Raw genomic sequence first — 15,843 nt, 5'->3', positions numbered from 1 at the left:
AAAAAATAAAGAGAATTAAACAATGACAAAAAAGTCTATTTATATAAAATCAAAACCCTAAATTTTCATATTAGACTAAAAAAAAATCTGGTTTATTTTTAAATAAAATATAAATAAAACAAAGATTTAAATCATTAAATATAAATGTAATTTTTTATTAACAATCAATTGTTTACAAAAACAAACCTTCAACCAACCTTTGTCTGATAATCTAAAATGCTGCCATTTAAATAAATATGATATTTTATTTTAACAATAGAATTATTTATATTTATTCCGAGCAAATTAATCAATTTAAATCACATAAGGATATGTTTTAAATGCCACAAAATATAAAACCAGCACAGGGAGAGAAATTACGTGGTGCACAGAAACTGGCACGTATTCCCATTAAAATTATGCCAAGTGATCACCTGCCCGAAAAACCACGCTGGATTCGTAGTAAAATCAGTGACCCAGAAGAAATTAAGCGCATTCAGCGTTTATTACGCCAGCAAAAATTGCATACTGTGTGTGAAGAAGCCGCATGTCCCAACCTGCCACAATGCTTTGGCAGTGGCACAGCCACATTTATGATCATGGGTGATATTTGCACGCGGCGATGTCCATTTTGCGATGTGGCACATGGTCGCCCGTTGGCACTTGATACAGATGAACCCGAACACCTTGCTGAAACAGTGGCACGTTTAAATCTGAATTATGTGGTGATTACTTCGGTGGATCGGGATGATCTGGCCGATGGTGGCGCTCAGCATGTTGTGGATTGTATGACCGCGATTCGCACACACAGCCCACAAACGCGGATTGAAATTTTAGTTCCCGATTTTCGTGGACGTATGCCGTTGGCACTGGATATTTTAAGTCGTTGCCCGCCCGATGTGTTTAATCACAATATCGAAACCGTACCACGGTTATATAAAGCCATGCGCCCAGGTTCAGACTATCAGCACTCCCTCAACCTGCTCCAGCAGTTTAAGCAGCGCTGCCCTGATGTTTTAACCAAATGTGGCTTGATGGTCGGCTTAGGTGAGATCGAAGCTGAGGTTTTGGCATTACTGAATGATTTGAAAGACCATGCTGTAGATTTGATCACTATTGGGCAATATTTACAGCCTAGCCCTGCACATGCTCCGATTCAACGCTTTGTCGACCCTGCCGAGTTCCAGCGTTATCAGGCACATGGCAAACATTTGCAGTTTTTTAACCTATGGAGCGCCCCATTGGTTCGTTCCAGTTACTTTGCCGACAAGCAGTATCTGGGAGAAACCTTGCCTATTCTTTAGGGTCTGTTGACATTTTATGCATGACCTGCATTATCAGCAAAAGTTAAACAAGGCATGCAACAAAGACATCTGTGAAACATCAATAGCGCCTCATAAACCCTGAGAAAACAAGTGCTTCATTTTACATTTCACAAGGCATCGAAAATTTTTAACATTTTTTGAGCAAACTCATGCCACGATCTGCTATAAATTGGTGTTAGAAGATAAGCTGCATAAGATTCTAAAACAGTAAAAATACCAAGGCAAAATTCTGTTTTAAATCACAACAAAGCTGTTTCTTTTCAGTGAAATTGAATGCACAAAACTGTGATGGGACATGCAAAATGCTCAACGGATACGAGCTCAGTGTCCCATCCTTTTAAGGATAACAACATGGATATGCAACACACACGTTTTTCGGGCACATCTGCTGATTCGGTTTTTTCTTTAACTGCTGCACCACTCCTCAATTTAGAGCAAAACTGGCAGTCTTCATTATTTGGACGCAGTATTCAGCAAGGGCAACATGAGCTTGCCAGCATTGCCGATGAGGCAGGCATGGCCATTGGAGTCACGGACAGTTGTGGCACACTGCTATGGGCATGGAGTAGTAAAGTCATGCGCTCCTCTGCCGAGCAAGTGCATTTTGTTGAAGGTGGGCAATGGTCAACCCAGTCTGTCGGTACCAATGCGATTGGCATAGCGCTAAATACCCATCAAACCAGTTGTGTCTATTCACATGAAAACAGCATGAATAGTGTACGTGACTGGGTCTGTTATGCTACACCGATTATTGACCAAAAAACCAAGCAATATTATGGTATTATGAATTTATCTGCCAAATATAAAAAACATAGCGCTTTGGGTAAATTGGCAGTGGAACGCTGTGCTGAGTTACTCAGTCAAGTGTTTCATGCGCAGCAACAAGATTGCCTGTCAATGAATCTGTTTGGTACACCACAAATCAGCTTCAACCAAACTATTCTCACTGTGACCCAACGCCAAACTGAAATTTTATGTATTTTGGCACTCTGCCCTGCGGGAATTCAGCTTGATGAACTGCACTATGCTTTATATGGCGACCGAGAAGTCAGTTTAACTACACTCAAAGCCGAAATTTCGCAGTTACGGCATTTACTCAAAGGTGGGATTCAGTCACGTTGTTATCGCCTGAACTGTGAACTCCAATGTGACTTTCTCATGGCAGAAAAAGCCTTGAATGCGGGCTATATGCAAACAGTCTTTAATCTATATAAAGGCGAATTTTTACCAAAAACTGATAGCCCATTTTTACGGGCATGGCGCGATGCCTTCGATGCCCGTTTGAGTCACTATATTTATCACTGTCAGGATGCAAATTTGCTGTTGAATTTGGTCAATCGCGCTCCTGAACGTCTTGATGCGATTGAACGCTTACTGGAAATCTTACCTGAAGACAGCCCTTATTTAGACAAAGTACAAGCATTACTCAGTCATAGCTAAACCGTCAAAAAGAGATTGATAGCCTGCCAATTTTTAGATTCAAATTGGTGGGTTTATTTTTATTCTGCCAATATTTCTGGTTTCCTCAAATTCAATAACCACAACATGATTTGTAGTGCCAACACACTCAGCACCCATATAGGCATTAGAAAATAGAGTATCGTCAAGGTCACTAAGCTCGTACTACGCTGTACTGTATTTGCAGACTGCCATAAACGAAAAACTTGGCGGTTTAAATGCTGTAAGGTCGAACGTACGTGTGCATAGCTCCACCATGCCCGATACGCAAACACCACCAACCCCAAAATCAATGCAGCACTCAGTACTAGCACCAGTTGATTGACCCAGCCAAACAGTACTCCAATATGAGCATCGACTCCCCAACGGGTCAACTTGGCAGACAGTGGAAACTTGGAAAATTCGATTTGATCAACTACTTTTTGCTGCTGCATATCCACCGCAATCGCATCGACCTGCACAGGCCAGCGATGGCGCATTTCCTCAATCGTCCATGCTTTGTCACTGCTATAGCTTGGTTTAATTTGCAGATATTCAGAAGTTAAACCATTTTGCTGCGCCAGTTTTTCAATCACATCAAAGTTTTTCAGTACTAAAGGCTGGTGATGAGCTGAGATTGGCATCGGCATATGATGCTCAGCATGCGCATCCATCGGCATAGACATAGGGCTGAGTTGCGTGTTCAGTGTTGGTGTATCGCTATTTACCAAATGCCGTAGCTTGGCAATATTTGCCCCTGACCAGTTTGACCATGTCAGTCCTGTTGCCGAGAAAAACAGTAGCATTGGAAACACACTTAATCCCACCCAAGCATGCCAGCGCAGATTTTTCTGCCGAGGGTGCTGGGTAGTCACCTTCATCTGTTGACGCTTACGATACCATTGCCACAACCCTGTCAGTGCAAAAATTCCGAGCCAACTGGCTGCCAGTTCACTGTAGGCACGCCCAAATGTACCGAGCAACAAGTTACGATGCAGGTTATCTAAAAAAGTACGAATCGGCAGCACACCACTTGTTCCATAGACAGGTAGCTGTCCCTGAACAGCGAGCGTATACGGATTAATAAAAACCGCATGACTATGCTCAGGGTCTTTCGGATCGAGATACAACACCCGTGTGGTCAGGTTCGGCTGCGGCGCTGGGCGAACGGCGGTAATCACGGTTTGTTCAGGCAGAACTGCTTGTGCCGCAGCAACTTGCAAACTGAGGGCTTGTTCAGACTGAGACAGATCATGCACAGCAAATAACTGTTTTTGATACACCACGTGCTCAAGCTGAGGAGTCAGTGCATACAGCACGCCTGTCAATGCAGCAATAAAAATAAATGGCGCAACCAGTACGCCAAGCTGAACATGCAACACATGTAACAATTGACTGGAAAAGCGCGTTTGCGATGAATTTTTCTGCATAAAACAGCCCAACACTCTGCAAAAATAGGCTGCATCTTATCAATCTCATGTTAGTCTGTGTACCTTTTTGGGGAATGTCTAGGTTTAGACTCAGTCATGCGACGTTATGGTTTGTTTTTCGGCTTGATGGCACTTTTGCTACAAAACCTTGTGTTTTGGCAAGTGGCTATGCCAAAAATGATGCATGACAACATGGTGTGTACCCAAATCAGTGCAGCTTTAGAACAGAGCAATATGTCGATGCCAAACATGCACATGTCCTCAGTGACTGAGCATGCCCAAACCCAACAGCAACATGACAAAATGCTACAGCACTGCCACTTCTGTGAGCTATTCCATCATCTCTCGCCTATTACTGAACCAAGCCTGACGCTGATCGAAGACAAAATTCTGGTACGCCTGATTGTCTTTGCAGCGCTCAGTTATGTGTTTTTCTATCTACGGCGTTTATTTCTCTGTCCCCAAGGGCGAGCTCCGCCTGTTGCCTTCAACCTTGCATAGTTTTGTTTAAGCGAAAAATTTTTCGCACATCGTTATTTTGCTTTTGTTGAAAGGCTTCGTTATGCCACGTATTTTTTTATTACACCCTCTCACTTGGGGAATTCTTGCTGCGTCTCTATCCACTACGGTGAATGCTGCAAACAGCATTGATGACAATACTGTTTCAGACTTACCAATCATTACCGTATCTGCCGAAAAACAGGATGAGCGACATTCATCCTCTCAGGCGATTACCCAGTTTAAACACAAGCTACTTGAAGTGCCATTTACCAAATCACATGTGTCCAAAGACGATATTCAGAACTACAACATTCAACGGGTCAGTGATGCCCTGGCGCTAGTGAATGGCGTGATGTATCAGGACAGTTATGGTGGCGGATTTTGGGATAACTATTCATTTCGTGGCTTTAGTACCGACCCGAATATGGGCACGATTTACATGCGTAACGGTTTGAGTACGCTGAATGGAATTCATGCACCACGCGATATGATCAACATCCAGTCGATTGATTTCCTGAAAGGTCCAATGGCTGCCATGTATGGACAAGGTGCAATTGGCGGAATCATGAACATCACCACAAAACAGCCCGAGTGGACACCGAAAACAGAAATTTCGGTCAGTGGTAGCACCGAAGAACAGTATCGTGGTTCGGTGGATACTACAGGAGCGATCAACGATGCCCTTGCCTACCGTTTAGGTGTGGCCTATGAAAATAACCAAAGTTTTCGAGACCATGTCGATAATCAGCATTATTACCTTGCTCCACAACTCGCATGGAAAATTTCGGATCAGACCCAACTGAATTTAGACACCGAGTTTGCAAATTACAGTGGTGTATTTGACCGTGGTATTCCGATGGTCAACGGTCAGTTTGGCAGTATTCACAGCTTTTACGGTGAGCCGAGCGATGGCGATATCAAGATTAAAGATCAGATGGTTCAACTCCGCCTCAATCATCAATTTAATGACAACTGGGACAGCACTACGGCGCTGAGTTATGAACACGGCGAGCGTGAAGGTACATCAACCGAGATTTCATCCATCAGTAGCGATGGGAAAACTGCCAACCGTTTCCGTCGTTATCGGCATTTTGAAACTGAAACTACCCAGTTCCAGCAAATTTTACGCGGCAAATTCTCTACATATTCAATTCGTCACGAAGTCGTTGCCAACTTTGAAGCAGGACATTACACCATTGACCAGTTACAACGAAGAAGTGCATCAGGCGCAAGTAGCCCTATTAGCATTAGTAACCCTGTTTATGGTCAGATGATTTTACCATTGACCCGCACCACCAAATTTAGCTTAGAAACCCAAGACATGTTGGGGCTAAACCTACAAGATCAGATTTTCCTGAATGAGCAATGGAATATTGTCCTTGGTGGACGTTATAACCGCTTACAACAGCAGATTGATGATTACAGTACAGGGATTTCTGCCAAACAGGCATTTACACCGTTTACTCCACGCGTCGCAATTAATTATCAGCCGACAAAAAAATGGTCGCTATATAGCAACTGGGGCAAATCTTTTGAGCTCAACACGGGTTTAGATAAAAACCATCAACTGTATGATCCTGAAAAAACTCAAAGCTGGGAAATCGGCACAAAATACCAGTTTTTGCCAAAAAGCTGGTTCGGGCTGACCTATTTTGATATGGATAAACACCACTTACTGACTGAAGGCATTAGCGACAGTTATGTGGATAGCGGACATGTACAAAGCCACGGGCTTGAAGTCGAATTACAGCATCAACTCACGCAAAATTTACGGTTAAGTGCCAACTATACCTTGACCCAAGCTTCGGTGATTGAAAGTGAGGTCGATGTCAAAGGTGCACGCCTAAAAAATATTCCAAAACATACAGCAAACCTGTCAGCAGATTATCAATTGCATATTGCAGATTATCCCGCGGGACTGGTAGGCAATCTCAACTACTTTGGCAAGCGTAGTGCCAACTACATTGACAATGGTACGACCTTACCATCATTTACTGTGGTGAATGTGGGTGGTTATATCTTGCCGCGTCCAGACGTGCGGGTGCAGCTCAACATCAGCAACCTGTTTAACCGCACCTATTATGTATCGAGCTATACCAATTACTGGGTGCAACCAGGTGAGCCTCTGAAAGCCACACTGACTTTAAGTTGGACATTCTAATTTTTAGTTACGCGCTATTCTGAGGATGGCGCGTATTGACTTCTAAATATCGGATATCTAACGCTTAGAAAGATTTATACCCTAACCATTTATACAAACTTTGAGACGTTCTTCATAAGAGTCGGATGTCACCAAAACCCATGTGTAAGGATGGCTTTCTGTTTACGTTTGGCGTGCGATTCATGAGCAGTATTCTTCACCAATCAGTTGTTGCTGCGTTGGTAATAAATCCCGAAAAATTTAAAATGCCTCACCAAACAAAATGATAAAACCTCAAAAATCAACTTTGATTCAATCATGCAGCTTTCCACCACAATGCGGGCAATATTTATAATGTTTTAATTCTTGTTCTGTTTCTTCGAGTATTTGTTCTCGAATTAATTGCATCTGAATTTCATGAATGTGCTCTTTTCTTAGTCCTACTATACGCCCTATTTTCTGTATTTCTTTTTCATCATTCACCAAATCCAAGTCTTTTTCGATAATCAATTCCCGAAATTCTTGCTCAAGACGTTCCTTACGCACATTGAGTTCATTGGCTAAACCTGTTGCCAGAATACCTGCGGGTAAAGCGGCTAAACCAACCCCCAAAACCATAATCACTGAGCCGAGTAACTTTCCTGCATTGGTGACAGGCGTTACATCCCCATAGCCAACCGTAGTTAATGTCACCACTGCCCACCACATGGCTTGTGGAATTGAGCCAAAAACATCAGGCTGTGCCTCATGTTCAAAAGCGTAGACTCCACCTGCCGCCAGCACAATCATAATGATTAAAATAAAAATGACCGCCTGAAATGAACCTTTCTCACGCTCAATGACATTCAACAGAATTTGTAATGACACAAAATAACGAGTCAATTTCAGCAGTCGTAACAACCGAAGGATTCGTAAATAACTCAAATCCATATGAACAAAAAAGTTGAGATACGCAGGAAAAATTGCTAAAAAATCAACAATAGCAGCTCCACTTAAAAGCCAACGAGATCTTTGCTTCCATGCTGGAATTTCAAGGTCTTCTTCAACGACACTCCACAGTCGTAGCAAATATTCAATTGTGAACACTGCAATTGAAATATGTTCAAAACGATCAAAATAAAACGCATGAGCTTGATAAACATTATCGACTGATTCAACCAAAACCGCTGAAACGTTTGCAATGATCATTATAATCAGCAAATAGTTGAAATAGCGGCTTGCAGGCGTATCGTAATCAGTATTATGCAGCACGTCATAGCAAAAACGACGTGTGCGCCGATAATGGTCTAAAGCTGTCATGGTAGAGACGTGAAAAAGAAAAATTCGATATTAACAAATTCCTTATAGAATTTGAGGAATTTTTCGGCAACTTTCAATCTTATTTACCTGATTTTTTGCTACTTCTGTCTCAATTAAAAATCCTTTATGCTGACTCTCATGGCTTTACTGTTGAGCGAAAAAAAATGAATAACAATCATAAACAATTGGTCGTATTGGGCAGTATTAATGTTGATCATCTTTTAAATGTGCAGAAGTTTCCACAAGCTGGAGAAACTGTGACTGGCAGCCACTACCAACTGGCATTTGGTGGCAAAGGTGCAAATCAAGCTGTTGCTGCAAGCCGTAGTGGTGCCAACACTCGATTTCTTGCGTGCTTAGGTAGTGATGCGATTGCTCAAGACATTTTGGCGCAGTTTGTTCAAGATGGTATGAATATAGAAGCAGTTTGTCAGATTCCTGAGCAGAATACGGGTGTTGCCCTCATCTTTGTCAACAGCCAAGCTGAAAACTGCATTGGAATTTACGCAGGGGCAAATGCAAGTTTAAGTCCGCAATATGTTGCTCAACACGCTGAAAAAATCCGCTGTACCGATGCGCTTTTACTACAATTGGAAACACCTCTTGAAAGCTTAATTGATGCCGTCAAGATTGCCAAAGCCGCTAATACCATGGTGGTGCTTAACCCTGCGCCAACGCAGCCATTACCTGAAGATTTTTTGCAACAAGTTGATCTGATTACCCCCAATGAAACTGAAGCCTCTGCACTAACGGGGATTCAAGTCTATGATCTTCTAAGCGCAGAACAAGCCGCACAGCATCTGCATCAGCAAGGCATTGGTATGGTGATTATTACGCTAGGCGAACAAGGCATTTGGCTGAGTCAACATGGTCAGGGGCAACATATCCCTGCATTTAAAGTACATGCTCTTGACACCACAGGTGCAGGTGATACTTTTAATGGCGCCTTAATGACAGCACTTCTCGAAGGTCAAAACTTATTTGACGCCAGCTATTTTGCCAGTGCAGCAGCGGCATTGGCAGTCACCCATGCAGGCGCACAACCTTCCATTCCTTGGCGTGTACAAATTGATGAATTTTTAGAAGAACTCAAAGAGCAAGATTGAGAACAAATAGCACCTTTTAAGGCACCCTTCCTGAAAAGGTGCTATTTGTAGAATCAAAGACATTACCCAGGTGACTTTGATCTTATAAATCAAGTCTATAGTGAATAACTGAAAAATGTCTCCCGATTTTTGAGCTTTTTCTTGGTTTAACAAAATAAAAATGGGATATATTTTGATTTTTCAGAAAATTCTTCCAAAGTTTAATTTATGAACAGCACAGAATACACATTAGATAAAATAGATCGGAAAATTTTATCGGCTTTACGCCATAATGGACGCTTAACCGTTGCACAGTTATCTGAAGAGGTGGGGCTGTCCTCTTCACCCTGTTGGACACGTTTAAAAAGACTCGAATCCCTCAAAATTATTGATGGCTATACCGCCAACATTAACCCCAAAGCCATTGGGATTAACGAGTTGTTTTTTATTGAAATTACGCTAGAACGCCATGATGATGAAATTTTAGAACAATTTAGCCAAGCACTTGCAGATATTCCCGAAGTCATCGAAGCACATTTAGTCACAGGTGATTATGATTATTTAGTCAAAGTTGCCGTCAAAGATGCCGAGCATTATGAAAAGTTCTTGCGTAAAAAGTTATATTCGATTCAAGGCATTCGCCATACACGTTCTATTTTTGCCTTGCGCCCTTTAAAGTTGGAAAATACAGCGGATCTCATGCTGATTGATTAATATCCAGTCCAATAATGACTCAAGGCTTTCATTTCAAATAAGATGAGTCATGAGTCATTTTTCAGAAGTCTCGTTCATCGAGAACATTCATCATTTATTGCAGCATTATGATTATTCAAAATTATATAAAATAAGTTCATGTTTTTATAAAAAATTTCATTTTATCGCCGATTTCTATCCATTCATCGACTAATTTTATTGTATCACTCAACATAGAGATAAAATTTTAATAAGAAGCTAAAGTTATAGGGGAACAGCAGTGAAACGTCATACAACAGGTTTTACATTATTAGAACTCATGATCACCGTCGTCATCATTGCGATTTTAGCTGCAATTGCAATGCCTACTTATAAAAAATACGTCGTTAAATCTCATGTTCGTTCAGCAATGACTGACCTGACTTCTTTAAGTCTGGTTGTTGAAAATCTTTACCAACGCAACCTTAAATATGTTGCAACAACAGCCACAGATCAGGATGCACAAAACTATATTTCGACCAATAATGGAATCACCTGGACTCCTGCAGAGAGTGCCAATTTCACCTATACCCTAAATGCCAGTGCAACAGGCTCAGGTACGCCTGTTGTGTATTACACACTTAAAGCTGTTGGGAAAACTGGTACGATCAATGCTGGATGTACCCTGACACTGAACAATACCAATACCAAAACGATTGCTGATACAGGCACAGGCTGTGGCGGGCTAACATCATGGTAGGGTTATATCAAAAAGGCATAACGCTGATCGAGTTAATCATCACATTAGCTCTTGTCGCCGTTATTATTGCCTCAATCGCTCCTTTGGGGCGATCATGGATCGCAACTGCGCATGTGTCAAAAGCACAATCCGTTTTGACCCAAGCCTTTAATAAATCGAAAACTGAAGCATTGAGAAATCCCAATAAAGTTTTAAGCGATGCAACTAACCCAACTGTTGCAACGATTACCATTAATAATACAGCCAAAACAGTCACCGTCACCAATAGTAGTAGTGCAACGATTTGGAATGATTCATTTGATCAAGATACAACGATTACACTTCCAACAGCGTGTAGTTCAAAAATTTTACTCAACAATACTGTTCAACTTTTAAATTCCTCCACTCCTGCGACGATTGACAATACCTGTTCTAGCTATACCATTTCTGCTAGTTCAGCTCAAAGCGTAACTGGCGTTTTAAGGTGATTGATCATGAAAAAAAATAATGGTTTCACTTTACTCGAAGTCCTTATTTCACTGCTGTTACTTATGGTGATCGGGCTAGGGAGTGCTTATCTTTTAGCACGTGCCAATGTCACTCAACGAGATATGAATATCCATTTACTCACCGTAAGTAAAATGCGTTACATTTTACAAAATGGTGGCTGCACGTCGTCATCAAGTATCAGCATTAACAGTACCACTGCCCTTACACCGTGTACGTCATCGTCTGCAACTTATACGGTTTCAGCAAATGGTTTATCAGCGTCTGATGTTGCTGTAACATCGCCATCAATTTCGGTGTCATCTACAGACAGTACAACGACCAGCTTGATTCCTAGTCCTATTACCATTAGCCCTTGAGGACATCACTATGAAAAATAAAATGTTTTCTCAAAAAGGGTTCTCACTGATCGAAGTCTTAATTGTATTGCTCATTTTTACAGTTATTGCGCTGGCGATTTTAAGAGCTTATGTATCTGTTGTGCATGTCGCAGGAAATTCATCAGCAGGTGCAAAAAGCGATAGTAGCGTGATGTTTGGGCTAGCAACAGCAGATAAAATTTTGCAAGGGATTGGTTATGGTGCAAACTCAAGCGTAACATCTTCTTATGGAACAACACTGACCGCCTACGATAGTTCTGGCACACAAGTTGCTGTCGGTACTGCAGGAAGTAGTTTGGTATGGAAATCGGATACTTCAACCTGTCAGGCACTCATTATCAGCAATAAAGATAACCCGCTAAGTACAAGTTCGACTGCAACTACACATACTGGCAGTGGACTATTTTATTATGGCGCTGGCTATAGCTGTAGTAGTTTGGCACTACCTGCAAGCACATCTACAGAAACACCGACTATTCTTGTTCCTGTCAGCGACACCAATCTTGCTATGGCGAGCTTAAAAGTGATTACAACAACAAATTGTAATCCATATAGCGTAAGTAACTCACTGAACAATGGTGGTGCATACGCAGTGATACTCACAGCAAATGTTTATGCAGGTAGTGGTACGACTCAAAATCAGGTGAATAATCAAACCTGCCTGTTTAACTTTAGATAAATGGTGGAAGTGATGAATAATCAAGTTAATCTTGTTTCTCAAAAACAAAAAGTACGCCACCAGCAGGGTTTTGCCTCATTACTGTTTGTTTTGCTGATTGGCCTTTCTCTCGTTATTATCGTTTTGGGTGTCTTTATTACCTTAAGAGGTTTGCAGGACTCCGCCATTACTTCACATGCACAAACTCAGGCTGAAGAAAGAAGTACCATTGGTGTCAAAGCTCTATCTAATTTTTTATATAGTAAAACAGATACTCAGATTTCCTCCATTACAGGTGGGACAATCACAGATAAAAATGGAACACTGACAGGGACAGCAAACTCGACTGTTGCAACCTATGCCAAATCTGCAACTTGCCCAACTGGTGCAGTAACCCAGTACTGTTTTGATGTGACAGCCAGTAGTGGTGGTGCATCTGCAACCATACGCACTGTTTATCAAAAAGCAACGACACTTAGTTCAACAACACTCACAGGTTCAGTGTTTGCAGGTGGTCTCGTAACGGCAGGAAGTGCTAAATTTACAGGTAATACTTCTACCAACCCAATTACGCTTTCTGTTGGTGGAACATATAGTGGACAAGTATGTGCGAATATTGGTTGTACACAATTTGTCGACAACTCTTCTCTTTTAGCCAATGGCCTTCAAATTGTAGCTTATACACCAACGACCTTTATTACTGCTGATGATCTAAAACCTTATTCAAATTATCAATTTACAGCATCAGGAGCAACCTGTAATAAATTAAATCTATACTCTGGAACAACCGCTGTAAGCACGCCAACCAGTATCTCATGTTCAAGTTTTAGTGGTATTAGCTATAACTCAAGCAGTGCCTCTTGGACGATTGACCCATCTAAAACTTTACCAGTCGGTGTATTATGGTTTGATACTGATGTTGTGATTAATCTGGCAGCAGGCTCAACTCTGGTCAATACCATCATTTCTAAAGGTAGTATTACTGTAACTTCACCCAACAAGGGAACGATTAATAACTACGCACCCTATTATTACTACTCCACAACAAATACAGATCATTTGACTCGCGTATGTGGCACAACGGCTGCTGCAAATATTCCTACACAATATTGCAACTCTGATGGTAGTTTCAAGACAGGTTTTGCAACCTTCCCAGGAAATATTGCCAATATTTTATTCCTGACCAATAATCAGCTCTCCCTTGATGCTGCCAATAATGCTGTTCTGAATTATTACGGCAATATTATTGCCTCATATGGCGCAGGAGGCACAGGTAGTGCATCAGGTAAGTTTACAGGTACAGGAACCATTAATATTACAGGTAATCTCGTTATTGCAGGAACAACCAACACCACGCAAATGACAGGTAATATTAGTATTGACCTCAGCAATAGTACCGCTGCGAGTTCTTCAGTGATTCCAAGTTATACTTATGCCAATGGCCTACGATTTATTAAATATATGTAAATAAACAAGATAGAAATAAAAAGAGATCATCATTTGATGATCTCTTTTTATTTCACACATTAGATTAGAATGAATATTTCATACCCAAATTTACCCCAAGATTATCTGCTGAATGATTTGCAAATTCACCATTGGCACTTGCCCATGCAGAAAGATTTGGCGTGTATTGTGTAGTTAAACCAAGACTTGCACTACCCCATTTTTTGTCTGGTGTATAACCTGAAAGTACAAAACTTCCGCCCATGCTATTTAAACCTGCACGAACATCGTGGCTGTTAGCTTGAGAATCGTAATTCCAGGCCACCTCGGCAAATGGCGAAACTTTAACATCTCGGTACATCCAGTCACCTTTTAAACGCCAGCCCACACTAGAAACAAACGAGTCGCGCTGTTGTTTCCCAAACCACATTGCTGTACTGTCCGCACCATGCTCAGAAAAATCATTTACTTTAATAGTTTGCCATTCTAAATGAACAAAAGGTCCTGTTTTTAAGTCATTTAGGTTGAGCCACCAACCTCCATCTAAGCCACCACCAACATGATAGCCTTGTGCATCTGCAGTTTCTGTGCGCACTGCTGTACCAAGTTGAATCTGACGTTTAATGTCGGTAAAGTGCAAGCTGCCTGCATTGGCAAAACCACCAATATAGCCATTGCCTTTATGATAAATACCATAACCCAAACCACTGACATCAAATAATTTATAATTACCCTGACTGTTAGAGAAATTACCATTTTGCTGATTTAAACTCATAGCAACCCCAGCCGAAAAATCGGGGTTAATCTGAGCATCTGAACCAAAGGTAAAATTGACATTATTGCTATTTAACTGAGGTGAGCTGTCTGAAGCTTTGAGTTTCTGGTGATTATAATCCAGATTAAAAAACACCCGAGTTTCACCACCATTTACATCGGTGAGCATTTCATTTTTCACTGCACGATACTGAGCTTTTGTAATCGCGAGTGGAGCTTCTGATAATAAAGACATTTGCCCAGGTGCAGCGAGTTCCGCCAAAACGGCCTGTGCCAGTAAACGATGGGTTGCCGTAGTTGGGTGTACCCCATCAGCAAACAAATAGCTTTGATTGGTTCCTGCAGCATAAGTATAAGGTGCCCCTGAACCAGCAGGACCACATGCAACAGATGATGAATTTAAACCACAGGCTTCATTGGTGACATTACTAAAGCCATAGGCGGCTGGGTTGGCAACAACCTCACTAAGCAAACCATAAACATTGACGGGAACAATGTTTAATCCCGAAGCACTTAAATTGTCTAAACCGTTACTTAAATTATAATTATATAACTGAGAAAGTTGGGTGAAATAGCCCGCAACTGTAGTACCTGATTCCAATGCTGAAGGCGTCAGTCCCATATTGGGTAAATTATACACCACCACATAATTGGCACCAGCCTGCTTTAACGACGACAACAAGCTTAATTCTGTATTGGCTGCTGTTGTTGTTCCTGTAATCAATTGAGATTGAGTAATACCTGATGTTTCGAGTAAACCAAAAATATCATTAGCTCCCCCCCACACTTCATATAAAGTATTTGGGTTGGCTGTTCCACCCGTTGAACCTAGGTATAGTGCTAACTGTTGCTGTAAAGTCGGAACAGGATAAAGACTATTGACAACGCCTGCCCCACCCCAAGCATAGTTACTTCCACCCAGCACTGAAGGGGATGTGGTTGTGCCGACACCTTCCGCTACCAGTTCTGCCGCTGTTAACCCAGGGTTAGTCGTAAATCGATTCTGCGTACTAAATTGATTTAATGAAAAATTCCCCCCATCGCTAAGGCTATCTCCAAAAATTACAACATTGTTAAAACTGGTTGCTTGTGCTTGTGTTACCCCAAGCCACATCAGGCTTGTGGTGGCAAGCCATAATAATTTTCTTATCCGCATTGCCCTATCCTCTGAATGATGTTTTTGTTTTAAAAATTGCCAGCATCATGCTTTTGCAATGCTTTAATGTATAACATATTTAAATATGTTCTTTTTAGTCTATTTATCGTTTTTTATGACATGGGCAGTCAGTCAAATCCAGCATCAAATTAAATTCACGTACGCTAACTCAAACACCCTTAATCTGGTTTGTATTTAATAAATTAAAACATATACTTATATCTAGACTCTATCAAATTAAATTGTATTATCAGGGAAGAAATAAGGTTAAAACTGCTTACAATAATCGTCAGCGATCTACTGATTTGACTAATC

Annotated in this window: 14 protein-coding genes and 1 pseudogene; 12 read left to right on the top strand and 3 right to left on the bottom strand. The window is 41.3% G+C overall.

Going from position 1 to position 15,843, the window contains the following annotated elements:
* The first annotated feature begins 320 nt into the window (after positions 1-320).
* The gene (lipA, locus tag ACX1N5_RS04850; RefSeq protein ID WP_458800409.1) at positions 321-1,283 is read left to right on the top strand and encodes a lipoyl synthase; all 963 of its coding nucleotides are present in this window, start codon (positions 321-323) and stop codon (positions 1,281-1,283) included.
* Positions 1,284-1,655: 372 nt separating this feature from the next.
* Positions 1,656-2,744, top strand: a complete 1,089-nt coding sequence (locus tag ACX1N5_RS04845) for a transcriptional regulator (protein WP_458800411.1) — start codon at positions 1,656-1,658, stop codon at positions 2,742-2,744.
* A 59-nt stretch (positions 2,745-2,803) separates the two neighbouring features.
* Here ACX1N5_RS04845 and ACX1N5_RS04840 read toward each other — a convergent pair whose 3' ends face one another.
* A complete protein-coding gene (locus ACX1N5_RS04840) occupies positions 2,804-4,171 on the bottom strand; it encodes a PepSY-associated TM helix domain-containing protein (protein ID WP_458800412.1) in 1,368 nt (455 codons plus the stop codon).
* Between the two features lie 96 nt (positions 4,172-4,267).
* Between ACX1N5_RS04840 and ACX1N5_RS04835 the strand changes: the two genes are divergently transcribed.
* Both ACX1N5_RS04835 and ACX1N5_RS04830 read left to right on the top strand, forming a co-directional pair.
* Entirely contained in the window at positions 4,268-4,672 is a 405-nt protein-coding gene (locus ACX1N5_RS04835; RefSeq protein ID WP_458800414.1) for a DUF2946 domain-containing protein, read from the top strand.
* Positions 4,673-4,733: 61 nt separating this feature from the next.
* Positions 4,734-6,833 (top strand): TonB-dependent receptor, encoded by a 2,100-nt coding sequence (locus tag ACX1N5_RS04830; RefSeq protein ID WP_458800416.1) that lies wholly within the window; start codon positions 4,734-4,736, stop codon positions 6,831-6,833.
* A 291-nt stretch (positions 6,834-7,124) separates the two neighbouring features.
* Here ACX1N5_RS04830 and ACX1N5_RS04825 read toward each other — a convergent pair whose 3' ends face one another.
* Entirely contained in the window at positions 7,125-8,111 is a 987-nt protein-coding gene (locus tag ACX1N5_RS04825; RefSeq protein WP_131388097.1) for an ion transporter, read from the bottom strand.
* A gap of 164 nt (positions 8,112-8,275) precedes the next feature.
* Here ACX1N5_RS04825 and rbsK point away from each other — a divergent pair, with 164 nt between their 5' ends.
* The 8 genes and pseudogenes from rbsK to ACX1N5_RS04785 all read left to right on the top strand — a co-directional run bounded on the left by rbsK (position 8,276) and on the right by ACX1N5_RS04785 (position 13,619).
* Positions 8,276-9,217 (top strand): ribokinase, encoded by a 942-nt coding sequence (rbsK, locus tag ACX1N5_RS04820; protein ID WP_458800418.1) that lies wholly within the window; start codon positions 8,276-8,278, stop codon positions 9,215-9,217.
* 207 nt (positions 9,218-9,424) lie between these two features.
* Complete coding sequence (locus tag ACX1N5_RS04815; RefSeq protein ID WP_131379873.1) at positions 9,425-9,910, top strand: Lrp/AsnC family transcriptional regulator; 486 nt, start codon at positions 9,425-9,427, stop codon at positions 9,908-9,910.
* Positions 9,911-10,208: 298 nt separating this feature from the next.
* Positions 10,209-10,266, top strand: a pseudogene (locus ACX1N5_RS04810) (hypothetical protein); the annotation flags it as partial.
* On the top strand, positions 10,251-10,628 hold the full coding sequence (locus ACX1N5_RS04805) for a type IV pilin protein (protein ID WP_416224461.1): 378 nt from the start codon (positions 10,251-10,253) through the stop codon (positions 10,626-10,628). The pseudogene ACX1N5_RS04810 and the gene ACX1N5_RS04805, both read left to right, overlap by 16 nt.
* Positions 10,622-11,095: a pilus assembly FimT family protein gene (locus ACX1N5_RS04800; protein ID WP_131379877.1), complete on the top strand. Its 474-nt coding sequence runs from the start codon at positions 10,622-10,624 to the stop codon at positions 11,093-11,095. Before ACX1N5_RS04805 ends, ACX1N5_RS04800 begins: the two co-directional genes overlap by 7 nt.
* Positions 11,096-11,101: 6 nt before the next feature.
* Positions 11,102-11,473, top strand: a complete 372-nt coding sequence (locus ACX1N5_RS04795; protein WP_131379879.1) for a prepilin-type N-terminal cleavage/methylation domain-containing protein — start codon at positions 11,102-11,104, stop codon at positions 11,471-11,473.
* Between the two features lie 10 nt (positions 11,474-11,483).
* Positions 11,484-12,173 carry a prepilin-type N-terminal cleavage/methylation domain-containing protein gene (locus ACX1N5_RS04790; RefSeq protein ID WP_131379881.1) on the top strand — a complete coding sequence of 230 codons (690 nt, stop codon included), beginning with the start codon at positions 11,484-11,486 and terminating at the stop codon, positions 12,171-12,173.
* Between the two features lie 12 nt (positions 12,174-12,185).
* Complete coding sequence (locus tag ACX1N5_RS04785) at positions 12,186-13,619, top strand: hypothetical protein (protein WP_458800420.1); 1,434 nt, start codon at positions 12,186-12,188, stop codon at positions 13,617-13,619.
* A 64-nt stretch (positions 13,620-13,683) separates the two neighbouring features.
* On the opposite strand, the gene ACX1N5_RS04780 is transcribed toward ACX1N5_RS04785, so the two are convergent.
* Positions 13,684-15,528, bottom strand: a complete 1,845-nt coding sequence (locus ACX1N5_RS04780) for an autotransporter domain-containing protein (protein WP_458800422.1) — start codon at positions 15,526-15,528, stop codon at positions 13,684-13,686.
* Positions 15,529-15,843 lie beyond the last annotated feature (315 nt).

This window comes from Acinetobacter sp. ANC 4636, from assembly GCF_054454555.1.
Note: the sequence above shows the minus strand (reverse complement) of the source record. Positions and strands in the feature narration are given on the sequence as shown.